23 protein-coding genes are annotated in these 21397 nt (G+C 65.6%); 12 read left to right on the top strand and 11 right to left on the bottom strand.

The features are described 5' to 3' along the window. From QOC69_RS21060 to QOC69_RS21085, 6 genes are all read left to right on the top strand, one after another. Positions 1-651: MCE family protein (locus QOC69_RS21060; RefSeq protein ID WP_526443175.1), on the top strand; the 651-nt coding region annotated here is incomplete at its 5' end. A gap of 1 nt (position 652) precedes the next feature. Beyond that, complete coding sequence (locus QOC69_RS21065) at positions 653-2113, top strand: MCE family protein (RefSeq protein ID WP_526443177.1); 1461 nt, start codon at positions 653-655, stop codon at positions 2111-2113. Beyond that, complete coding sequence (locus QOC69_RS21070) at positions 2110-2841, top strand: TetR/AcrR family transcriptional regulator (protein WP_526443179.1); 732 nt, start codon at positions 2110-2112, stop codon at positions 2839-2841. Before QOC69_RS21065 ends, QOC69_RS21070 begins: the two co-directional genes overlap by 4 nt. A 190-nt stretch (positions 2842-3031) precedes the next feature. After that, positions 3032-3271 (top strand): nuclear transport factor 2-like protein, encoded by a 240-nt coding sequence (locus tag QOC69_RS21075; protein ID WP_526443181.1) that lies wholly within the window; start codon positions 3032-3034, stop codon positions 3269-3271. Next, entirely contained in the window at positions 3219-3467 is a 249-nt protein-coding gene (locus tag QOC69_RS21080; protein WP_526443183.1) for a nuclear transport factor 2 family protein, read from the top strand. Before QOC69_RS21075 ends, QOC69_RS21080 begins: the two co-directional genes overlap by 53 nt. A gap of 117 nt (positions 3468-3584) precedes the next feature. Then, entirely contained in the window at positions 3585-4046 is a 462-nt protein-coding gene (locus tag QOC69_RS21085) for a cupin domain-containing protein (protein ID WP_526443185.1), read from the top strand. Between the two features lie 34 nt (positions 4047-4080). On the opposite strand, the gene QOC69_RS21090 is transcribed toward QOC69_RS21085, so the two are convergent. Continuing rightward, positions 4081-4716 carry a TetR/AcrR family transcriptional regulator gene (locus tag QOC69_RS21090; protein WP_526443187.1) on the bottom strand — a complete coding sequence of 212 codons (636 nt, stop codon included), beginning with the start codon at positions 4714-4716 and terminating at the stop codon, positions 4081-4083. Between the two features lie 117 nt (positions 4717-4833). Between QOC69_RS21090 and QOC69_RS21095 the strand changes: the two genes are divergently transcribed. Both QOC69_RS21095 and QOC69_RS21100 read left to right on the top strand, forming a co-directional pair. Continuing rightward, positions 4834-5784, top strand: a complete 951-nt coding sequence (locus QOC69_RS21095) for an oxygenase MpaB family protein (RefSeq protein WP_526443189.1) — start codon at positions 4834-4836, stop codon at positions 5782-5784. 128 nt (positions 5785-5912) lie between these two features. Beyond that, positions 5913-6605 (top strand): TetR/AcrR family transcriptional regulator, encoded by a 693-nt coding sequence (locus tag QOC69_RS21100; protein ID WP_526443191.1) that lies wholly within the window; start codon positions 5913-5915, stop codon positions 6603-6605. Between the two features lie 37 nt (positions 6606-6642). Here the strand turns inward: QOC69_RS21100 and QOC69_RS21105 are convergent, their stop codons facing one another. The 4 genes from QOC69_RS21105 to QOC69_RS21120 form a co-directional block, all read right to left on the bottom strand. Then, complete coding sequence (locus QOC69_RS21105; RefSeq protein WP_526443193.1) at positions 6643-7911, bottom strand: amidohydrolase family protein; 1269 nt, start codon at positions 7909-7911, stop codon at positions 6643-6645. 37 nt (positions 7912-7948) lie between these two features. Further along, on the bottom strand, positions 7949-8722 hold the full coding sequence (locus QOC69_RS21110; RefSeq protein ID WP_526443195.1) for a class II aldolase/adducin family protein: 774 nt from the start codon (positions 8720-8722) through the stop codon (positions 7949-7951). Next, positions 8719-10362 (bottom strand): class I adenylate-forming enzyme family protein, encoded by a 1644-nt coding sequence (locus QOC69_RS21115; RefSeq protein WP_526443197.1) that lies wholly within the window; start codon positions 10360-10362, stop codon positions 8719-8721. The genes QOC69_RS21110 and QOC69_RS21115 overlap by 4 nt, the downstream gene beginning before the upstream one ends. A gap of 72 nt (positions 10363-10434) precedes the next feature. Beyond that, a complete protein-coding gene (locus QOC69_RS21120) occupies positions 10435-11217 on the bottom strand; it encodes a FadR/GntR family transcriptional regulator (protein ID WP_526443199.1) in 783 nt (260 codons plus the stop codon). Between the two features lie 203 nt (positions 11218-11420). Between QOC69_RS21120 and QOC69_RS21125 the strand changes: the two genes are divergently transcribed. Next, positions 11421-11876 (top strand): nuclear transport factor 2 family protein, encoded by a 456-nt coding sequence (locus QOC69_RS21125; protein WP_526443201.1) that lies wholly within the window; start codon positions 11421-11423, stop codon positions 11874-11876. Between the two features lie 19 nt (positions 11877-11895). Here the strand turns inward: QOC69_RS21125 and QOC69_RS21130 are convergent, their stop codons facing one another. From QOC69_RS21130 to QOC69_RS21140, 3 genes are all read right to left on the bottom strand, one after another. Further along, positions 11896-12873: a DNA polymerase domain-containing protein gene (locus QOC69_RS21130; RefSeq protein ID WP_526443203.1), complete on the bottom strand. Its 978-nt coding sequence runs from the start codon at positions 12871-12873 to the stop codon at positions 11896-11898. 50 nt (positions 12874-12923) lie between these two features. Next, positions 12924-13892: an aldo/keto reductase gene (locus QOC69_RS21135; protein ID WP_526443205.1), complete on the bottom strand. Its 969-nt coding sequence runs from the start codon at positions 13890-13892 to the stop codon at positions 12924-12926. Positions 13893-14056: 164 nt separating this feature from the next. Next, positions 14057-15217 carry an NAD-dependent formate dehydrogenase gene (locus QOC69_RS21140; protein ID WP_526443207.1) on the bottom strand — a complete coding sequence of 387 codons (1161 nt, stop codon included), beginning with the start codon at positions 15215-15217 and terminating at the stop codon, positions 14057-14059. Between the two features lie 245 nt (positions 15218-15462). Here QOC69_RS21140 and QOC69_RS21145 point away from each other — a divergent pair, with 245 nt between their 5' ends. Continuing rightward, positions 15463-16368: a LysR family transcriptional regulator gene (locus QOC69_RS21145; protein ID WP_526443209.1), complete on the top strand. Its 906-nt coding sequence runs from the start codon at positions 15463-15465 to the stop codon at positions 16366-16368. A gap of 10 nt (positions 16369-16378) precedes the next feature. On the opposite strand, the gene QOC69_RS21150 is transcribed toward QOC69_RS21145, so the two are convergent. From QOC69_RS21150 to QOC69_RS21160, 3 genes are read right to left on the bottom strand one after another with little or no spacing between them, the layout of a single operon-like run. Next, the gene (locus QOC69_RS21150; protein ID WP_526443211.1) at positions 16379-17815 is read right to left on the bottom strand and encodes an NAD(P)(+) transhydrogenase (Re/Si-specific) subunit beta; all 1437 of its coding nucleotides are present in this window, start codon (positions 17813-17815) and stop codon (positions 16379-16381) included. Further along, the gene (locus QOC69_RS21155; protein ID WP_526443213.1) at positions 17812-18141 is read right to left on the bottom strand and encodes a proton-translocating transhydrogenase family protein; all 330 of its coding nucleotides are present in this window, start codon (positions 18139-18141) and stop codon (positions 17812-17814) included. The genes QOC69_RS21150 and QOC69_RS21155 overlap by 4 nt, the downstream gene beginning before the upstream one ends. A 9-nt stretch (positions 18142-18150) precedes the next feature. After that, a complete protein-coding gene (locus QOC69_RS21160; RefSeq protein WP_526443215.1) occupies positions 18151-19227 on the bottom strand; it encodes a Re/Si-specific NAD(P)(+) transhydrogenase subunit alpha in 1077 nt (358 codons plus the stop codon). Between the two features lie 355 nt (positions 19228-19582). Here QOC69_RS21160 and QOC69_RS21165 point away from each other — a divergent pair, with 355 nt between their 5' ends. Then, complete coding sequence (locus QOC69_RS21165) at positions 19583-20608, top strand: ketopantoate reductase family protein (RefSeq protein WP_526443217.1); 1026 nt, start codon at positions 19583-19585, stop codon at positions 20606-20608. 11 nt (positions 20609-20619) lie between these two features. Continuing rightward, positions 20620-21397, top strand: a 778-nt coding sequence (pyk, locus tag QOC69_RS21170) for a pyruvate kinase (RefSeq protein WP_526443219.1), incomplete at its 3' end; no start/stop codon positions are given.

The raw sequence follows: 21397 nt of genomic DNA on the forward strand, positions 1-21397 counted from the left end.
CAAGTGCAGGACATCACCGAAGCGCTGAGCACGGCGTTCGCCGGCCGCGCCGACGACCTGCGCAGCCTGATCGTGCAGCTCGACAAATACGTCGGCTACCTCAACGACCAAAAAGACGACATCATCGCCGCCGCAGACAGTCTCAACAACCTCGTCGGTCAGATCGCCGCGCAGAAACCGGTCGTCGACAAGGCGCTCAAGACCATTCCGGATGCGCTGGCCGTGCTCAATGACCAGCGCAACACCATCTCCGACGCCATCACGCAGCTGGGTAGGTTCTCCGCGCTGACCGCCGACACGGTCAACCAGACCAAGACCGCACTCGTCCAAGAGCTCACCGACGTCGGTCCGGTGCTGAAATCGTTGGCCGACGCCGGGCCCGCGTTGACCAGGGCGCTGGGTGTGTTGCCGACCTACCCGTTCCCGAAGGACACGCTCACCAAGTGGAACCGCGGCGACTACGCCAACCTGACCGCGGTCATCGACCTCACCTTGAGCCGGATCGACTCGTCGTTCTTCACCGGAACCAGGTGGGAGGGCAACCTCACCGAGCTCGAACTGCAATGGGGACGGACCATCGGGCAACTCCCCAGCCCATACACCGCAGTGAACCCGCTGGTCGTGCCCTACAACTTCGATCAGGGGTCCTAGCATGTATCTGCCAAGGCGGGTCGTCACGCAGATGGCGATCTTCACCGTCGGCACGCTGGTCGCGGTGTCGTTCATGGTGTTCCACTACATGCAACTGCCGACCTACCTCTTCGGTGTTGGGCACTACCGCGTCACCCTGAAGCTGCCGGCCGCGGCTGGTCTGTACTCCTCCGGCAACGTCACCTACCGCGGCACCGAAGTCGGCCGTGTCGAGAGTGTCGCGCTCACCGACAGCGGCGTCGACGCGGTGCTGTCGCTGGACTCCGGTGTGCCCATCCCCGCCGACCTGGATGCCGAAGTGCACAGCCAGACCGCGGTCGGCGAACAGTTCGTGGCACTGCGCCCCCGCAGCGGGAACGGTCCGGTACTGAAGAACGGCGACGTCATCCCGCTCGACCGGGCATCGGTTCCCCCCGACATCAACTCGCTACTGGCCGCCACGAACCGGGGCATTCAGGCGATCCCGCACGACAACCTCAAGACTGTCATCGACGAGGGTTACACGGCCGTCGGCGGCCTGGGCCCCGAGCTGTCCCGGTTGGTGAAGGGGACGACGTCGCTGGCGATCGACGCGCGCAAGAACCTCGACGCGTTGATCACGTTGACCGACCAGTCCCAGCCGGTGCTGGATTCCCAGACCGAGACCTCGGACTCCATACAGGCCTGGGCGGCGAACATCGCACGGGTCACCGGTGAGTTGAAGGCCCAGGACCCCGCCGTGTCGGGGCTGCTGGACAAGGGTCCAGCGGCGGCCGACGAGACACGGGCGCTTCTGGATCGGCTACAGCCGTCCCTGCCGATCCTGATGGCCAATCTGGCCAGCCTCGACCAAGTCGGCATCACCTACCAAAACGATCTCGAGCAACTCCTCGTCCTTCTGCCGCCGGGCATCGCGATCCTCCAAGGTGCGGGCCTGGCCAACCGAAACACCAAGCAGGCCTACAAGGGCGGGTACCTCAGCTTCAACCTCAACCTCAACCTGCCGCCGGCATGCACCACCGGATTCCTGCCACCCCAGCAGCAGCGTGTGCCCACCGACGTGGACTACCCGCAGCGCCCACCGGGCAACGTGTACTGCCGAGTGCCGCAGGACGCGCCGTTCAACGTCCGTGGCGCCCGCAACATCCCATGTGAAACCAAGCCAGGCAAACGCGCACCGACCGCCGCGATGTGCGAAAGCGACGAGAACTACATCCCGCTCAACGACGGCTACAACTGGAAGGGCGACCCGAACGCAACCATATCCGGTCAAGCCATCCCGCAATTACCGCCGGGCACACCAGGTTCCACCGCTGCTCCGCAAGCGCCGGATCCTGCGCCGCTCGCGGTAGCCGAGTATGACCCCGCCACCGGTTCCTACATCGGGCCCGACGGCAAGACCTACACCCAGGCCAACCTGGCCCGCGATGCCAGCCAACACCAAACGTGGCAGGACATGCTGCTGCCGCCGAAGGGGCAGTGACCGCTGTGACGACGGTGGCCGATGGCGTTGCGTCGCCGGTTGACATCGAGTCCGAGTTCGACCGATTCGCGGCCGGCATGATGCAGCTCGCCGGGCGGCAAGCGGATGGGCATGGTAGTCGCGCACCCAGCGACGGAAAGCGACGCGGTCCTCAACCGTCGATCTCCGCGGAGACCATCTACGAGCGCACGCTCGTGCTCCTTGACGCGGAGGGTGCACGGGCGGTGACCGTGCGACGTCTCGCCAAGGACCTCAAGATCTCGACACGGACTCTCTACAAGCGGATCGGCAACCGCGACAACCTGATTCGAAACGTTGTCGAACTCCACTTTGCCAAGCTCGGACTGGTACTACACGAGTACGATTGTTGGGAGTCGACGGCGTTGAACTGGTGCTTGGCGCTCCACGAGACGTTGTGTGCTCATCCCCACCTCACCGATCTGATGACCGATGACGACGTGCTGATCCTTGGCGACTATGTCCATGCCCTCGCCAAAGCGACAGTTCAGGGAGGTATTTCACGAGATACCGCGGCCGAGTGCTGTCTGGCGCTGGCCAACGTCACCATCAACGATGCCATCAGGGAGGTCCGCGCGGCGCGCCACCCCAATGGTGCCCCGCAGGCTGACGGGAAGGTACCGCGGTCTTCGCGGAGTTTCCGTGAGTCTGTCAGGTTGATCCTCGCCGGCGTCCGCGCAGAAGCATCAGATCGCGGTCGAGTTCAGTGACGCCTGCGCGGCCGGCGGCCCCCTCATGTCCCCACTGGGTATGGAGTGGCACATTCGACCGCTGGGCGCGAGCAAGCGATGCAGCGCAACGTCAATAGATTTGTCCGGTGTGGCGTTTGTGAAACCTCAACGGCTGCCATCACTCCCACAGCAGTTCCCGCCGGACATGGCAACAGATGGGTAAGGAAACATGACCCGCACGCCCGCACAACTTGCCACCCAACTCGTCGAAGCCTTCGGTCGTCCCGACGAGATCGTGGCGGTGCTCGCCGACGACGCCATCTGGTGGATCACGCCCAGCGTCCCGCCGGAGATCATGCAACGCGTCAGTACCGGACGGGAGGTCATCCGTGACAACATGCAGCGGGTGTTCACCCATGCTCTACAACGGCGACACGATGAAGACGACGACCCATACTGCGATCAGTGAGGGCAACCTCGGCACGGTCCGCTTCACGCTCACCGGGGAATTCCCCAACGGTGGCACATATTCGAACGAATACTGCGTGTGCGTCGAGAGTCGTGACGACCAGATCGCCAAGGTGTGGGAGTACGTCGATGGTGCGGATGCCGTCGTGCAAATGCAGGCAGCCGGCATCGGCATCACCCCGGCTGGCGGGCATTGACGCGCACTCATGCTGCGCACACGGATATTCTCGACCATCGGACGTTGAAGTCGCCCAAACCACCGAGTCGGGGCAAGTTGGTGCTCCCGCCGACAACGAATGGGGATCCTCGTGAGCATGGCATATCTGGCGCAGCCCGAGCAGCAGCAACAATTGGAATGGCTCGACGGGGGCACACTGGCAATCTTGCTCGACGGCAAGGCCACAGACGGTCAGTTGATGGTCGGACGCTTCGATGTCAGCGAAGGCGAAGCGCCGCCGTACCACAAGCACACGCGTGAGGACGAGGTGTTCATGCTCATCAAGGGAACGGCGTTGCTCTGGTACGACGAACAGGAGATGGAACTGTCTGAGGGTGGAATCGTCTTCTTGCCCAAGAACATTCCGCACGCGTACCGCATCACTTCCAAGAAGGCGGATCTGCTCATGGTCAACACGCCGGCAGGAATCGAGGGCATGTTCCGCTACGCCGGCCGTGACAGGGCAACGCCGCGCCCGGAGGGCTTCGAAATCTCGCCCGAACGAATGGTCGAGGGAGCGGACAAGTTCGGACAGGTCATTCTCGGGCCCCCGCGCTGACGGCGGCACGTAGCGAAGTAACGCGCCTGTGCCACTAGGGCTTTGGCAGTGCGGTCGAGACATTGGTCACGGCAAGGAGCATGGCCGCGACGAGGTCGGCGAGGTGTTCGCGGCTGAGGGCGTAGTCGCCGCGTAGCCAGGCGGCGACGAGCTCCAGGGTGCCGCTGACGAGAGTGAATGCGGCCAGGTCGGTGTCCAGTGGTGTGGGTGCGGAATCGCCGAGTAACTCTCGCGTCATTGCCGCCATGGCATTGGCGATCGCGTGGGTGCTCGTCAGGCGGGCACGCTGCAGGACTTCTGTGGTCTGCGAACCCAGGAGCAGCGCGCCCCGGCGGGAGTCGGCGATCAGAAAGTCGACGGCGGCGTCGGCGGCGGCGTGCACCTGGGCGCGGATGTCGGACGGAGCAGCCAAGGTGGCGGAGGTAACCGCGTGCAGGCCTTGGCCGGTGATCTGCTGGGCGGCGGCGTCCAGCACGGCGTCGCCGTCGGCGAAGTGCTCGTAGAAGTACCGGTCGTTGAGCCGGGCGTGGGCGCAGACGGCGCGCTTGGTGACACCGCTCGCACCGGATTCGGCGAACAGGTCCAATGCGGCCTCGATCAAGGCGATACGACGCTGGCTGCGGCGCTGGTCCGCGGTCAGCCCGCCGTAGTTACGCGTCGTTTGCGCCATTTCCTGCATTGTTCACGATGTCCTTGACTGTGGTGCACATCTGGTGCACGCTGGCACCAACATCCTATCTGGTGTCCGAGTGCACCAGATTTGGCGAGGGAGCAGAGGAGACCAACGATGACGTGTCCGGTAGGGCATGCGTCGGCCGAGCTGCCAACGGCCACAGACGGCGTGCCGGCGATCAGTGATGTCGGCGATCGGTTCGAGCGGTTCACCGGGTCGGTGTTCGTGGGTTTCTTCGGCGCTGCCCTGTTCGATCAGACCATGCTGCCTGCGGTCGCAGCGGCCTTGGAAGACACCGGGTGCATCCGGTATGCACCGCTGCAGCGTGCATTGCGCACCGCCGCGTCGGATCAAATCGTCTTCGCAGGCGAAGAAGCCGATCGCCGTGCGGAGGCAGAGCGACTCGTCCGTCTGCACCGTGATGTCAAGGGTGTCGGCGCCAACGGAGTCCGCTACAGCGCGCTGAACCCCCAATCCTGGAACTGGATTCTGATCAGCACGTTCTTCGTGCACCGCGGCGCCTTCGTCGCGATCACGGGCGAACAACTCAGCGCCGCCGACGATCAGGCCATCTGGGACCGCTTCCGGCAACTGACCGCGGATCTGCAACTGCCCGGCCGGTCCGCGCTCATCGAGAACTACGGCGAGCTGAGCAGCTACTACGACCAGGTGGCGGCGGATTCCCTCGAAGCGACACCGATGTTGGACCGAGTCGTCGAACACGCCCTGCGGCCCCCGCGCCCCAGTTTCCTCCCCGGTGTGGCGGCACCGCTATGGCAGCTCACCGCTGGGGAGGCCGGACATTTCCTCGCGGTGCTCGGGTTCGGCATCATGCACCCAGAAGTGCGGGCACTGGTCCCCATGACCTGGACCCGCCGCCACGAATTCGAATTCGCCATCGCGACCGCGGCCCTCCGCATCGCCTACCGGCGGCTCCCCGCCCGACTTACCGACACACCGCTGGCCCGCAATCGCCGCCAGTACCAGCGAATCATGAACAAGTACAAGGGAATCGGGCTGGCCTCCTTCGCCCCCGACCAGCCTGGAAGCACGAGGAAACCGTGAAGACAACAGATCGACGCAGAGTGGTCGCCATCGGCACGGGCATCAGGGGGTATCAGGTCACCACGGACCGCGACGTCGACTCCACTGCGTAGATGCCCAACGCGCGAGCGCGACGGCCATATCATCGAATGGTGCCTAAAAAATCGCAGGACGCGCCCAGCGCGCGCCCCGAGGTCGCGGACTCGAAATCGGCCCGCACCCGGGCCCGCATCCTCGACGCCGCGGCGCACGTCCTGAGCGTCAAGGGCTACGCAGGAACACGACTCTCCGATGTCGCCGAGTACGCCGAAATCCAAGCGCCCGCCATCTACTACTACTTCCCCTCCCGGGAGGACCTCATCGAAGAGGTGATGTTCAGCGGTATCGCCGACATGCGTAAACATCTCGTCGAGGTACTTGCGGCGTTGCCGCCCGAGTCTTCAGCGATGGACCGGATCATGGCTGCGGTCGAGGCGCACCTGCGCCACGAGCTGGAGATCTCCGACTACACGACGGCGTCAATCCGCAACTCCGGACAGCTCCCCGAGCGGCTGCGCACCAGGCAGCTCAAGGAGGAGGCTGGCTATAACGCGATCTGGAGCGGACTGTTCGACGACGCCGCCGCCGACGGTCACCTCCGCTCCGACCTTGATCCGCGGATGGCTCAGGCGCTCGTGCTGGGATCGCTGAACTGGACGGCTGAATGGTGGAATCCCCGCCGGAGCTCAATCGAACTGATCGTCAAGAACGCGCAATCCCTGGTGCGGAACGGCCTCAGCCCCGCCGACCAGCCACCGCGGGTACGGCGCACCACGACGCGACGGGCCTCGGTCCGCCGCTGACGGTCCATCGCCGAGTCCGTCATGCCCAGCGGGTCGTTCAGTAAGCGTCCGGATCCTCCTGGATCGCCGCGGGTACGGGATGCTGATAGAGCCGCGATGCGTTTTCCCACGTCACTTTTCGGATGATCTCATCGGGTAGTCCGTTGATCTGCTCGTGGATCTTGCGCTGGGTGTGCGGCCAGGTGGAGTCACAGTGCGGGTAGTCGGCCTCGAGCAGGATGTTGTCGTCGCCGATCCGCTCGTGCTGGACGAACGACGATTGATCCTCCACCGCGCAGAACCAGAAGTTCCGCTTGAACACCTCGGCGGGCGTCAGCGTCTCGCCGAGATTCCGCCATGTCCCGTACATCTCGTGATAGCTGAGCATGTGGTCGAGGCGATCGAGAAGCCCTGCCACCCAACCGATCCCACCCTCGGACATGCAGATCTTCAAGTCCGGGTACCGGGTGCACACCCCGGAGTACAGCCAGTCCACCGCCGCTGAGATGGCGTATGCGAAGAACAACACGCCCTGCACGTCCGGCGGCGCGTCATCGGTGGTCGACGGCGACGTGCCCGACGAACCGATGTGCAGGTTCACCACCGTTCCGGTCTCGGCGCAGGCCGCCATCAACGGTTCCCAGTAGCCCGAGTGGATGGTCGGAAGGCCCAGCATCGCCGGATTCTCACTGAACGTCACGGCGTGGAAGCCGCGTTCGGCGTTCTCGTAGATCATCTTGGCGGCGACCTGCGGGTCGAGCAGCCACGGCAACTGACACGGAATGATCCGGTCGGGGTAGGCGCCGGCCCATGCCTCGAGGTGCCAGTCGTTCCACGCCCTGACCGACGCCATCGCGAGATCGCGGTCCGTCGTCACCTGTTGCAACCGCTGGCCGGCGAAACCGGGAAGGAAGGAGGGGAAGTTCAGCGACGCATATACGCCGTTGAGGTCCATGTCCTTCACGCGTTCGTGGATGTCCCATGCGCCGCGGCGCATTTCGTCGAACCTGGTCGGCTCGAATCCGTACTCGGACACCGGTCGCCCGACGACGGCATTGAAGCCGACGTTGGGTAGCGACTGACCGTCGTAGATCCAAGTCTGGCCGCCGTCGTCGGTGTCGACCACCCGCGGGGCGCGGTCCGCGAACTTCCGCGGAACGCGCCCTTCGAAGGTGTCGGGCGGTTCGACGATGTGGTCGTCGACTGAGATGACGGTGTAGCGGCGCTCGGCCCGTTCGGGCTCGGGCAGGAAGGTCACGCTGCGGTCAGCGCCGGTCTTGGCGGTGGTGAAGCTCAGATTCGCCGACATCTCGTCAATGGAGGCCATGGTGCCCAATCCTCTTCTCTCGTCGTCGCTTCGGCCGCTAGCTCAAGACGCCGCGGTCGGCCTTGATGGTCATGCGCGCCGCTCCGGCCCAGTACACGTCGGCGGCGCGTTCGATCAGCGACGCCTGCATGCCCACCATGTCGCCGCGGTTCATCTGTGACGGGGTCCGGCCGGTGAGCATCACGTCGTAGGCCAGCCGGCACACGCGCTCGACCGACGCCGCCCGGTAGACCGCCTCGGCCAGGTTGCGCCCGGTGATGATGGCGCCGTGATTGGCCAGGATCGCCAGGTTGGCCGACCCGATCTGCTCGGCGAGTTCGACTGCGCGCCAGGGTACATCGATCTCGCCGTCATACTTGTCGAGAAGGTACATGTCGTCGAGGAACAACGAGCCGGTCTGATGGACCAGCTCCGGCAGCACGCCGAGGGCAGCGAGCAGGCTGACGTAGTAGGGGTGGTTGTGGATCACCACGCGGGCGTCCGGTCGCAGCCGGTGCAGCTCGGTGTGGAGGTGAATGGCGGGCGTGACGTCCCAGCGGCCGCGGACCACGCGGGCATCCTGGTCGACGACGCAGATGTCCGACGCGGACAACTCCTGCCACCACAGTCCCCACGGATTGACGAGCATGTCGGTCTGCCCGTCGAGCTGCCAGGTGATGTGCCCGGCCATGTTCTCGGCGAATCCGATATCGGCGAGGTGGCGGAATGCCACCGCCAGCTGTTGGGCGTCGGCGAGGTCGACGCCGATGGGTGGCACCTTCGACGGTGCCCAAACGCCCAGGCCGCCCCGCCGCACTTCGTCTGTGGTCATGACCGCTGCTCCTGCCGAATTTCGAGGGTCGCCTCGAGTGTTGATCGGATGTCTTCGCGAAGTTGGCCTTTGGCGATCTTGCCACCGGAGGAGCGCGGCAGTTCGTCGAGGACTTCGAGTCGTTCGGGGAGCAGTTCCTTGGAAACCCCCAGCCGCACCAGATGCGCGACGAGCGTGGGCAGGTCGAGGGTGGCGGCGTGCTTCAACTCGACGAATACGCACACCCGCTCGCCGAACAGGGGGTCGGGCATCGCTACCGCCGCAGCCACGGCCACGGCGGGATGGGTCGCCACGACCTCTTCTGCGGCGACGGCGCTGATGTTCTTCCCGCCGCGCAGGATGAAGTCGGACGTCCGACCCGTCAGGCTGAGATAGCCCTCGGCGTCCAGTTCGCAGATGTCGCCCATCCGCATCCAGCCGTCCTCGGTGAACAACTTGTCGTGGTCGGTGCCGTAGAGGTAGCCCAGGCTGGTCGCCGGTCCTCGACAAACCGGTTGTCCACTACCGGATTCCGTGACATCGCGATCGCCGTCGAACAGCCGCACCCGCATCTCCGGCACAGTGCGCCCCGCGGAGCGAAGCCGGCGGTGCAACGTGTCCGCCACGGTGGTCGCACTCAGCATGCCCGTCTCGTTGGAGCCGTAGAACTGCAGGATCTTCACCCCGGTCAGCTCTTCGAACTGCGCTGCCTGCGTGTACGGAAGCGGCTCGCCGCCGGTGAAGACGACGCGCAAGCTGGTCAGGTCATGGTCGCGGGATGCGGGGCTCGCCAGGATCATCGCCAGCTGCGTACTGACGCAACACAGCACTGTCGCTCGGTGACGCGCTATCGCGGCGCAGGTGGCTTCGGGATCGAAGCGTTCGATTCTGACCGTCGTCGCACCCAGGTAGATGGGCGTGGTGTGCGACGTCCAGATGCCGAAGCCGAACGGTGTGGGAATGACCGGAATGAAGACGTCCTCCGCCGTGAGTTCGCCGTTGGCGACCGCCTTCTGGTGGAAGTAGTACCAGCGATTCTGGGTGTGGACAACGCATTTGGGCATCCCGGTGGTGCCCGATGTGGAGTTGATCAGAAAGACGTCGTCGGGTCCGACGGGGGACAGGCCAGCCCACGCATCCCGCCGGGGCGTGGTGTCGACGAACAGGTCGTCGGACCCATCCCCGTACACGACGACGCGTTGGGGTGGAACCATCGCGGCGTCGGCGGCGGCCTGGGTCGCTTGGCTGCGTCGCGCGACATCGCTGACCATCAACGACGGTTGCGCGGTCCGCAGGATCTGAGCCACCTCACGGACACCCGCGCGCGCTCCGAGTCCCACCGCCACGGCGCCGCAACGTTCGATGGCCACCAGGAGGACGTGAATTGCCGAGCCGTCGTGATGCCACACCGCCACACCGTCGCCGGGCGCCACCCCCAACCCTTGGAGCTGCTTGGCCAGGTTGGTGGCGGCATGGTCGAACTCGGACCAGGTCAGTACGCGGTCGGGCGGGTTCAGGGAGAAGTCGACGTAGGCCGGCTTGTCCGGCGACGACCCGGCATTGCGCCGAACGCAGTCGGACAGCGTGGTGTCCGACCACCAGCCGGCGGCCCGGTATTGCGCAGCCTCGGCATTCGTGACGGCGGCTGCGTCGACGCTCATCACCAAATCATATGAAAATGAGGGCTTGCGTCAATGGGGCGAGCGAAGCGACGGGGAGGACGCTGGCCGGCGTCAGCTCGTGCTCGATGGACTCTGCGCCCAGTTGCGCACCATCGAGGGGTCGACGACCCCGGACGACCCCGGGTAGTGCTGCGCGTCGACGAGGTGCGCCGCGGCGAGGTCGCGAGCGAGTCGCGCATCGCCGTCGTCGATCGCGTCGATCACCCGCCGATGGTCCTCGAGGACCGCCAGGCGCTCGTCGACGGGGACGATGCCGTGGTCCCGCACCCTTGCCGACCAGGCTTGTTCATGCGCTGACCAGAGCATCTCGAGTGCTCCCGCCAGCATGATCATGGTCTGGTTGCCGCAGTGGGAGACGAGCGCTTCGTGGTAGCGCCGGCTTGCCGACGTGGCTCGCCGGAGGTCGTCGACCGAATCGACCGATTCGGCGTGCAGTTGGCGCAACGCAGGCACGACGGCGCTCTTCCGGTCGGCGCGCTCGGCACACAGCGCCGCGCACGCCGGCTCGACCTGCCGCAATGCGCTGCCGACATCGGACAGGCCCACCTCCTGCGACCCCAGCACCAGACCGATCGTGTAGGCCACGTTCGCCGCATTCGGCCGACGCACCACAGAGCCCCCGAGCTTGCCGCGACGCACGCGCAGTAGCCCCTCGGCCTCGAGAATCCGCATGGCTTCGCGCAGAGATGGCTTGCTGACCGGGAACTCGAGGAGCAGCTCGTCCTCCTTCGGGAGGATGCTGCCATCAGCCAGTTCGCCGAGGAGAATGCGCCGCCGCAGCTGGTCAGCGACCTGCTCGGCAAGACGGCGAAACTGAATGGTTGGCTCTGCCACGGACCGAGTCTCTATCGCGCTTCCAAATGATTTGCATGGTACTAGCGCGGATAGAGCGTCGAGTCGCAAGACAGGTGGCTGAATCTCATGACTCTTCAAACCCGTATCGGCGACTTGATGCCACCCCGACGGCAAGATCGTCGGGAGAATACGGATCGCCCATCTGCCGTTGTCCTTTATCAACCAACCCGGGGAGGTTTCGAATGATTGAGAACGTTGACGACTTCCGCGCTCTGGATCCGTTCTTCCGAATCATCGAGCACGGCCTCGCGGGCCTCGTCGACGGTGACCACTTCTTCGACCTGCTTGCCGATGACGTGGTCTTCGACTTCATCATCACGGTTCCGGACTACCCGCGCCACGTGGTCGGCCGCGCCGATCTCATCGAGCTCTACCGAGGCTACGGCTCCACGTTCTTCCTCGACCGCTGCTACGACCTGCGCGTCCACCAGTCGCCGTCAACGTCGTCGGTGGTGCTCGAATACTCCTCCGAGGGAACGGTCGTGGCCACCGGGCAGCCCTACGCCAACCGGTACATCTCCGTGGTCGTCATCAAGGACCGCAAAGTCAGCGAGTGGCGCGACTACCTGGACCCGTTGCGCGTCTTCGCCGCCCTCGAGGGACGCCCCTTAGAGGCGGACGCCCCAGATGTGACGTGACGACCAACGGCCTGACTGATCAGCCGTCGTCGGCCCGGCGGGCGCGGGCGCGGCGTTTGCCTTCGTGCATGGCGGCCACGCGGGCGACCGGAATGGTGCGGCCGTGTTCGATCAGGTCGCTCGGCAGTCGCTGCGGGGCCGGCATCGACGCGGCCCACGGGTCGCCTCCGGCCAATGCATCGATCGCCGTGTGCACCGTGAAGTCGGCAGGCGTGATCCGGTCGAGGTCGGACCAGTCAATAGGAAAGGACACCGGCGTCCCTGGGCGCAGCCGCGGGCTGTACGCAGCGGCGACCGTCGCGCCACCGGCCCTGGTGGCGTCCACGAACACCTTGCCGCCACGGTCCTCCACGATGAACGCCGTCGTCGCGAGGTCCGGATCGAGCGCTTCGGCGCGGGCGGCGAGTGCTCGGGTGGCGCCGGCGACGTCCTCGACCGGGGCAGCATCGTCGATCGGCACGAACACGTGAATGCCCTTGGCGCCGCTGGTCTTGACCGCGCCCACCAGGTCGCAATCGGCCAGCGCCTGACGGACCAGGTGCGCGACCGCGACCACGGCGGCGACGTCGTCGTCGCCCGGCGGGTCGAGGTCGAGCACCAGGTGCGTGGGCCGGTAGATGTTCGGAGCGAGGCCGAGTGTCGGGTGGTATTCGATGGCGCGTTGGTTCGCCAGCCACAGGAGGGTGCGCCGGTCGTCGCAGAGCGCGTAGCGCACCTCCCGCTTGGATGCCTCGGCCCAGATGGGCACGGTCCGTACCCAATCCGGCGTGTACTTGGGGACGTTCTTCTGCATGAACGGCGCCTGCCCGCGCAACACGCGCAGCACGGTGAGAGGACGACCGACGAGTCCGGGCAAGATCCGGTCGGCCACCGCGTCCAGGTAGTCGACCAGGTCACGCTTCGTGGCCCCGGCGTCCGGCCCGAGCGGCTGGTCGAGGTTGGTCAGGTCGACTCCGTCGCGCTGCTCGCCCTTAGCGGAACTGCGGTTTGGGGTCATGTGCTCACGATAAGCACCTGACGATTCCGCGGCCTCGCTTCGGCCAGCGTTTAGCGGTTGAGCTTCTCGCGGATCGTGTCGGCGGCGAAGCGGCCGATCGACACCGGCCGGAACGCGCGGGCGGCTTCGGTCAGCGCGTTGCGCGAATCCGGACTCAGCTCGACGTCGGCGGCGGCGACGTTGAACTCGAGCTGATCGACACTGGACGCGCCGGGAATGGCGACCACGCCAGGCAGGCTGATGAGCCAGGCCAGCGCCACCTGTGCCGGCTTGGCATCGACCTCCGTTGCGACGTCGCGCAGCGTCTGCAACAGCGGCTCGACCCGGCGCAGGTTCTCGGTGCCGAACAGCCGGTTCACCGCGCGGACGCCACCGGGCCGGTTGTCGAGGCCGTACTTGCCGCCAAGCAGTCCCTGTGCCAGTGGGCTGTAGGCGATCACGATCCGGTTCTCCCGCTCGGCGAACGGGACGAGGTCGTCGAGCGGCTGTGGGTGGGCGAGTGAAAACTCCACCTGGTTGCTGATCACCGGCCGTCCGAGGGCGGCATCGGCCTTCTTCCAGCGGGCCAGCGAATAATTCGATACCCCGGCCGCCCCGATGCGCCCTTCGTCGAGCAGGCTGCGCATCCCCGGCATGATCACCGAATCAGGGACGATGGGGTTCGGCTGGTGGACCTGGTAGAGCGGGATGCGGTCGAGCTGCAACCGGCGAGCACTGGCGAGGGCACGCTGCTTGACCACCGCAGGGAACGGCGCGATCGGAAAGATCTTGCTCGCCACCGCGACGTCGGCGCGCTTGTCGCCGAGGGCCTCGCCGAGGATGCGCTCACTCTTGCCCGTTCCGTACACCTCGGCCGTATCGAATAGCGTGACGCCAAGGTCAAGGGCGCGCTGCACGATGTCGCGCGCGGCGCCCGATGCGTAGTCGTCTCCGTAACCCCACTCGCGTGAGCCGAACTGCCATGTGCCAAGACCGATCCGGCTGACCCGTCCGACTCCGTCGACGTCGACATATTTCATACGACCACCGTACCGACGTCACAGGACTTGGCCAGGGCCGTGTCGGTTTGGCGGCGGGCTCGGTTTCGACCACCGGCACCGGTTGGCACCGATCAACAAGAAAGCCGCCCCGGTTCTCACCGGGGCGGCTTCCACCTGTCTCTTGACCAAAGACCGCCTACATATCAGACGGTCGCGGTGTAGGACCGCGCCCCGACACCGGCGAGCGCCCCACCGTCGACGATCAGGTACTCGTCACGGATGGGCTTGCCCTCGAAGTAGCACTCCAGAATCTCCCTGGTGCCCGCCGCGTAACGGGTCTGTGCCGACAGCGACGACCCGGAGATGTGCGGGGTCATCCCATGGTGGGGCATGGTGCGCCACGGATGATCGGCCGGGGCCGGCTGCGGGTACCACACGTCACCTGCATAGCCGGCCAGCTGGCCGCTCTCCAGAGCGCGGACGATGGCATCGCGGTCGCAGATGAGCGCGCGCGCCGTATTGATCAGATACGCACCCCGTTTCATCGTCGAGATGAGCTCGTCGTTGAACAGTCCGCGGGTCTCCGGGTGCAGCGGCGCGTTGATGGTCACCACGTCGAGTTCCGGCACCATGTCCTGCACCGACGGGTGATAGGTCAGGTTGAGCTCGGCCTCGACGTCGGCGGGCAGCCGGTGCTTGTCGTAGTAGTGCAGGTGCACGTCAAACGGTGCCAGCCGGCGCAGGACGGCCAGGCCGATCCGGCCCGAGGCGATGGTGCCGACGTGCATTCCTTCGAGATCGTAGGAACGCTGCACGCAGTCCGCGATGTTCCAGCCGCCGTCGATGACCCACTTGTAGGACGGCAGGTAGTTGCGGACCTGCGAGAGAATCATCATCACGACGTGCTCCGCGACGCTGATGCTGTTGCAGAACGTCACCTCCGCGACGGTGACGCCTCGTTCGATCGCGGCATCCAAATCGACGTGGTCGGAACCGATTCCGGCAGTCAGGGCGAGCTTGAGCTTCGGGGCCCGCGCGATCCGCTCTGCGGTGAGGTAGGCAGGCCAGAACGGCTGCGAGATGACGATCTCCGCATCGGCAAGGTGCTGGTCGAGTACGGAGTTCTCACCGTCCTTGTCCGACGTCACGATCAGCTCGTGGCCGAGACCCTCGAGATAGGCCCGAAGGCCGAGCTCTCCCGAGACGCTGCCCAGCAGTGCGCCGGGGGTGAAGTCGGTCGCCGACGGCGTCGGCAGGGACTGCCCGTCCGGGTAGCCGTCCAGGTGCGGAAGACCGTCCCGCGCGTAGGTCGTGGGGTAGCCGTCGACCGGATCCGCGTAGAGGACAGCAACAACTTTTGCCATGATTCTCGATTTCCTTTCATCGTTGCGCCCGACACGTACAACCGTTCGGTCGAGGAAAGGGGCGCCAGTAGTCGACATCCGTCCTCCCACGTTGGAAAGAGGTTCGCCGCCAATAAGTTTGGCAGCTCGTCATGTCGACGTAACGACGCTAACAGCCGCTGCCAACGGCAAACAAGGGATTGGTCTTTGCGATCTGACATGCTGCGATAGTCTTTCGCTATCGGTGTTGACGACAGGGTGGGTGGATGCACGGCGAGGTAGCGATCCAGCAGCTGGAGTATCTGGTGGCGCTGTCTCGCGAGCGCCATTTCGGTCGCGCCGCGTCGGCATGCCACGTGAGCCAGCCAACCCTCTCGGTGGCGATACGTCGGCTCGAACACGAACTCGACGTCGTTATCGTGTTGCGCGGTCAGCGATTTGAGGGGTTTACCCCCGAAGGGCAGCGCGTCGTTACCTGGGCCCACCGGATCCTCGCCGAACGCAACGAGCTACTGGCAGACGTTGAGCGGATGCGCGGTGGTCTGACCGTGACGGCCCGCATCGGGGCGGTGCCGACCTCGCTTCCGGCGAGCCCGTTGGTCACTAGCCGTTTCCTGGAGCGATACCCGGGCGCGAGAGTTCGGGTCGAGGCGATGTCGTCTCGCGAGATCGCCCGGCGTCTGGCCGAATTCGAGCTCGACGCGGGTCTGACCTATCTGGACGCCGAAACACCCCCCGGCACGAGACGGGTCGAGCTCTATCGGGAGCGCTATGTTCTCGTTGCACCCTCGGCACACCCGCTCATGCAACGGTCGGAAGTGCGTTGGGCGGAGGCGGCAGAGCTTCCGCTGTGTGCGTTGACCACGGCCATGCGGAACCGCCGCATCATCGAAGCCAACACGGCCGCCGATGGCGCCCAATTCAACCCAGTGGTGGAGACCGACACGGTCGGCGCCCTGTACACGCACATGAAGACCCTGCAAATGGCGAGTGTGGTGGCGCATACCTGGCTTGACGCGTTCGGTATGCCCGACGGGTTGACTATGCGACCGATGGTCGAGCAGGGACCAGGTCCGGCGGTCGGACTGATCGTGTTGGACCGCGAGCCGAATTCGATGGTGGCCCAGGCCCTTCTCGAAGCCGCCGCCGACGTAGGGCGCCGAAGCACCTAGCGTTCCGCGGTCACAATACTTTGAGTTCTTCGGTGACGGCGCCGACGGATTTCTTGGCGTCGCCGAACAGCATCGAGGTTTGATCGAGGAAGAACAGCGGATTTTCGATGCCTGCGTAGCCCGAGGACATGGATCGTTTGAGCACGATCACCGAGCGGGATGCGTCGACGTTGAGGATCGGCATGCCGTGAATGGGTGAGCTCGGGTCGTTGCGGGCTGCGGGGTTGGTGACGTCGTTGGCGCCGATGACGATCGTGACGTCGGTGCGACCGAATTCGCCGTTGATGTCGTCCATCTCCTTCATGGCGTCGTAGTCGACGTCGGCCTCGGCCAGCAGCACGTTCATGTGTCCTGGCATGCGGCCCGCGACGGGGTGGATCGCGTACTTCACCTCGACGCCCTTGGCTTCGAGCAGGCTGGCCATCTCCTTGACGGCGTGTTGGGCCTGCGCGACGGCCAGCCCGTAACCGGGCACCACGATGACCTGGTTGGCATACGCCATCTGGATCGCGGCGTCCGCGGCGCTGGTGGCCTTCACGGTGCCCTGCTCGCCGCCAGCCGCCGCGGCGGCGGCATCACTGCCCGCCCCGAACGAGCCGAACACGATGGCCGGGATGGACCGATTCATCGCCACGGCCATCAGGTTGGTCAGGATCGAACCGGACGCGCCGACGATCATGCCCGCGACGATCATCGCGGTGTTGTTCAGCGCCAGACCCGCTGCGGCAGCAGATAATCCGGTCATCGCGTTGAGCAGCGAGATGACCACCGGCATGTCGGCGCCACCGATCGGGAACACCACGAACAGGCCCATCATCCCGGCCAGCACCAGCACCACCACGATCGTCCAGGCCGGGCTACCCACACCGGCGTTCAGCCCGATGTACACCGCCACCGCGACAGCACCGAGCAGCAGCACCACATTGGAGACCTGGAAGAGCTTCGCCGAGGCCACCAGCTTGCGCTCGACGTTCTTGTTCAGTAGCTCTTGGAGTTTGAGGAACGCAACCAGCGAGCCCCAGAACGACACCGAACCGATGATCGCGGCGAACAGCGACCCGACCACCAGCGCGACGGTCGGATGCTCCTCGCGGGTGAAGTGGGCGAAGCCGTCGGTCTCGATGAACTCGGCCCACGCGATCAGCGCGACGGTGCCGCCGCCGACACCGTTGAACAGCGCGACGAGCTGCGGCATCGCCGTCATCTTGGTCTTCTTCGCCGGCGGCACGCCGAGGATCACCCCGATCGCCAGGCCTGCGGCGATCAGAATCCAGTTGATCGAGGCGGTGTCGCGCACCGAGATGAGCGTCGCGACGACCGCGATGCCCATACCGGTGGCGGCGATCAAGTTGCCGCGCACGGCGGTCTTGGGACCGGTCAGACCCGACAGACCCAGAATGAACAGCCCGAACGCGAGGATGTAGAGGACGTTGACCAGATAAGTCACTTGCCCGCCTCGGCTTCCGTCTTCACGGGCTCAGGTTTGCGGCCCTTGAACATACCCAGCATCCGGTCGGTGACCAGGAAGCCGCCGATCACGTTGAGCGTGCCGAAGACCAGTGCGACGAACGCGATGATCCGCACACCCCAGTTCGCGTCGGCGGGCAGGTTGCCCAACACGATCAGCGCGCCGAGCACCACGATGCCGTGGATGGCGTTGGTGCCCGACATCAACGGGGTGTGCAAGGTGTTGGGCACCTTCGAGATCACGGCGAAGCCGACGAACCCGGCGAGCACCAGAATCGCGACATTGGCCAATAGTTGGTCATACATCGTGGAGTCCTATCCAGCCTCTCGGGTCACACAGGAAGCGGCGACGACCTCGTCGTCGAAGTCGGGAGCGAGCGCGCCGTCGGTGATCAACAGCTCCAGCAGCGCAGTGACGTTCTTGGCGTACAACTCGCTGGCGTGCTCAGGCATCGTGGCGGGCAGATTCAACGGCGACGTGATCGTCACGCCATGGCGCACCACGGTCTGCCCCGGCTCGGTCAGCTCGCAGTTGCCACCAGTCTCCCCGGCCAGGTCGACCACCACGCTGCCGGCCTTCATGCCCTGCACCGCCGCCGCGGTCACTAGCCGCGGCGCCGGACGCCCCGGCACCAGCGCCGTGGTGATGACCACGTCGAACTTGGTGATCGCCTCCTCCAACGCCTTCTGCTGCTGGGCGCGTTCTTCGTCGGTCAGCTCACGGGCATACCCGCCCTCACCGGCCGCGTCGATCCCCAAATCCAGCCACTGCGCACCCACCGAGCGGACCTGATCGGCCACGTCCGGGCGCACGTCATACCCAGTGGTCTTGGCACCGAGACGCTTGGCCGTCGCCAACGCCTGCAACCCCGCCACACCCACCCCGAGCACCAACAACGTCGCCGGCTTCACCGTGCCCGCGGCCGTGGTCAACATCGGAAAGAAACGAGTGGACTCCGAGGCCGCCAACAACACCGACTTATACCCAGCCACATTGGCCTGCGACGACAACGCATCCATCACCTGCGCACGAGAAATCCGCGGAATCGCCTCCACCGCAAACGCAGTGACGTCGGCGAGGCGAAGCCGTTCTACGACTTCCGGGTGCGCCCGGGGTGCCAGGAACCCGATCAGGACCGATCCTGGCTTCAGCAGGCTGATTTCGTCGGCGGTCGGTGGGTTGACCTTCACGACGACGTCGGCGGGCCAGGGATCACCGATGGTGGCGCCTGCCCTCTCGTAGTGCTCGTCGCTGATCAGCGCTCCGTCTCCGGCCCCGCTCTCGACGACGATTTCCAGACCGAGGGCTCGCAGTCGCTCGACGATCTTGGGGACCAGCGCGACGCGGCGTTCACCCTCCGCGGATTCCCGCGGCACTCCGATGAGCGTCATATTCCTCTTCCTGGCTGTTGCCGACCCGCACGTTTCGGCGGCTTTGGTCGGTGCCTCCGGCGGCCACGCCATGCCGGGACGTGGTTCAGGATAGGTAGATCGCATATTGTATGCAACCCCCATTTGGGGGAGGCGGAAGAGGGGAGGCTTGCGTTACCGTCGGTCGGGCGCCGCGGTGGCGCCGCGAATTACGTTGACAGCGGTCCACTCTGCGGTCGCGGTGTGAGCCACTCGCGCTTGTGCGCCCTGCTCGCAGGATCGACGCCGGGGGAGCAGTGCGCACACGCAATCGGCCGCTGGACCTAGACAGCAGTCGGATTAGTTGCATACAGTATGCGATCAAAGGGAGGTTGTCGTGAAGATTGCAGTCGTTGGAGCCGGGGCGATCGGCGCCTACTGGGGCGCCGCGTTGCAGCGCGGTGGTGCCGACGTGCACCTCATCGCCAGGAACGCACACCTGCACGCGATGCGGGAGAACGGTGTCCGGGTCCTCAGTGACCGCGGTGACTTCGTGGCGTATCCGAATGCCACGGATGACCCAACCGAGATCGGGCCCGTCGACTACGTCTTTCTGGGCCTGAAGGCGCACAGCTATCCGTCGTGCGGCCCCCTTGTCGAGCCGCTACTCGGCCCGAACACCGCAGTGTTGGCCGCGCAGAACGGAATTCCGTGGTGGTACTTCCACGAACTGCCAGGGCCATACCGGGGGCGTCGGATCGAGGCCGTCGATCCCGGCGGTGCCACCAGCGCCGTGCTGTCACCCGAGCGGGCCATCGGCTGTGTGGTGTATCCGGCCACGACGATCGAAGCCCCCGGGGTCATTCGGCATCTGGAGGGCACCCGGTTTTCCATCGGTGAGCCGTCCGGGGAGATCTCGGATCGCTGTAAGGCGTTGAGCGAAGCCATGATCGCCGGGGGATTGAAGGCACCGGTCGAGGCCGACCTGCGCAGTGACATCTGGATCAAGCTCATGGGCAACGTCGCGTTCAACCCGCTCAGCGCGCTCACCAGAGCGACGATGGTCGAGATCTGCGAGCATCCGCTCACCCGGCAACTGGTGATACAGCTGATGGAGGAGACGCTCGACATCGCCGCAAAGGTCGGCTGCACCCCGGACATCTCCATCGAGAAGCGGCTGCGCGGAGCCGAGAACGTCGGCCACCACAAGACCTCCATGCTGCAAGACCTCGAAGCAGGCAAGCAGCTGGAACTCGACGCCATCGTGGCGGCGGTCGTGGAGATGGCAGACCTCACCGGCGCCGCCGCTCCGACGCTTCGCACCATCCACGCCGCCACCGACCTCCTCGCGCGCACGTGCGAGCCCGGGGCGTCGCATTCCGATCGCACCCGCGAGAAGGAAACTCAACCGGCTCTGTCCTAGGGAGAAACGCAGTGAACCGTCGCGCCAAGATCGTCTGCACGCTCGGACCCGCCACCAGCACCGCACCGCGACTGACCGAACTCGTCGACGCCGGAATGGATGTCGCGCGCTTCAACTTCAGCCACGGCACCCGAGCCGAGCATTCCGCGGTGTACGACATGGTCCGCCAGATCGCCGCGGAAAGTGGTCGCGCGGTCGGCGTGCTCGCTGACCTCCAGGGCCCGAAGATCAGGCTGGGTGGGTTCGCCGCCGGGCCGGTGGTCTGGGCGGACGGTGAGCAGATCGTGATCACCACCGCGGATTGCCCCGGTGACCACGACCGGGTCTCCACGACCTATGGCGGGCTGGCGAAGGACGTCCGGACCGGCGATCGGCTACTGGTCGACGACGGCAAGGTCGACCTGCGGGTGGTCAACGTCAGCGGCGACGACATCAGGTGCGAGGTCGTGCACGGCGGTCCGGTCAGCGACCACAAGGGCATATCGCTGCCAGGGATCGACGTGAGCGTTCCGCCCCTGTCCGAGAAGGACATCGAGGATCTCAAGTTCGCACTCGAGCTGGGTGTGGACATGGTCGCCATGTCCTTCGTGCGCTCTCCCGAGGAGGTGAAGCTCGCGCACGCGATCATGGACGAGGCCGGCAGGCGTGTGCCGATCATCGCGAAACTCGAGAAGCCCGAGGCGGTTTCGGATCTGCCCGCGATCGTCGAGGCCTTCGACGGCCTGATGGTCGCGCGTGGCGATCTCGGTGTGGAGATGCCTCTCGAACAGATTCCGCTGGTGCAGAAAC

Origin of the sequence: Mycobacterium sp. (assembly GCF_032162105.1) — a bacterium.
GTDB lineage: Bacteria > Actinomycetota > Actinomycetes > Mycobacteriales > Mycobacteriaceae > Mycobacterium.

Bases quoted from the DNA above. Each gene is read 5' to 3' on its own strand.
- QOC69_RS21065 (WP_526443177.1), top strand. From the start codon at position 653: ATGTATCTGCCAAGGCGGGTCGTCACGCAGATGGCGATCTTCACCGTC.
- QOC69_RS21075 (WP_526443181.1), top strand. From the start codon at position 3,032: ATGACCCGCACGCCCGCACAACTTGCCACCCAACTCGTCGAAGCCTTC.
- QOC69_RS21080 (WP_526443183.1), top strand. From the start codon at position 3,219: ATGCTCTACAACGGCGACACGATGAAGACGACGACCCATACTGCGATC.
- QOC69_RS21085 (WP_526443185.1), top strand. From the start codon at position 3,585: ATGGCATATCTGGCGCAGCCCGAGCAGCAGCAACAATTGGAATGGCTC.
- QOC69_RS21090 (WP_526443187.1), bottom strand. From the start codon at position 4,716: ATGGCGCAAACGACGCGTAACTACGGCGGGCTGACCGCGGACCAGCGC.
- QOC69_RS21095 (WP_526443189.1), top strand. From the start codon at position 4,834: ATGACGTGTCCGGTAGGGCATGCGTCGGCCGAGCTGCCAACGGCCACA.
- QOC69_RS21100 (WP_526443191.1), top strand. From the start codon at position 5,913: ATGGTGCCTAAAAAATCGCAGGACGCGCCCAGCGCGCGCCCCGAGGTC.
- QOC69_RS21105 (WP_526443193.1), bottom strand. From the start codon at position 7,911: ATGGCCTCCATTGACGAGATGTCGGCGAATCTGAGCTTCACCACCGCC.
- QOC69_RS21110 (WP_526443195.1), bottom strand. From the start codon at position 8,722: ATGACCACAGACGAAGTGCGGCGGGGCGGCCTGGGCGTTTGGGCACCG.
- QOC69_RS21115 (WP_526443197.1), bottom strand. From the start codon at position 10,362: ATGAGCGTCGACGCAGCCGCCGTCACGAATGCCGAGGCTGCGCAATAC.
- QOC69_RS21125 (WP_526443201.1), top strand. From the start codon at position 11,421: ATGATTGAGAACGTTGACGACTTCCGCGCTCTGGATCCGTTCTTCCGA.
- QOC69_RS21130 (WP_526443203.1), bottom strand. From the start codon at position 12,873: ATGACCCCAAACCGCAGTTCCGCTAAGGGCGAGCAGCGCGACGGAGTC.
- QOC69_RS21135 (WP_526443205.1), bottom strand. From the start codon at position 13,892: ATGAAATATGTCGACGTCGACGGAGTCGGACGGGTCAGCCGGATCGGT.
- QOC69_RS21140 (WP_526443207.1), bottom strand. From the start codon at position 15,217: ATGGCAAAAGTTGTTGCTGTCCTCTACGCGGATCCGGTCGACGGCTAC.
- QOC69_RS21145 (WP_526443209.1), top strand. From the start codon at position 15,463: ATGCACGGCGAGGTAGCGATCCAGCAGCTGGAGTATCTGGTGGCGCTG.
- QOC69_RS21155 (WP_526443213.1), bottom strand. From the start codon at position 18,141: ATGTATGACCAACTATTGGCCAATGTCGCGATTCTGGTGCTCGCCGGG.
- QOC69_RS21160 (WP_526443215.1), bottom strand. From the start codon at position 19,227: ATGACGCTCATCGGAGTGCCGCGGGAATCCGCGGAGGGTGAACGCCGC.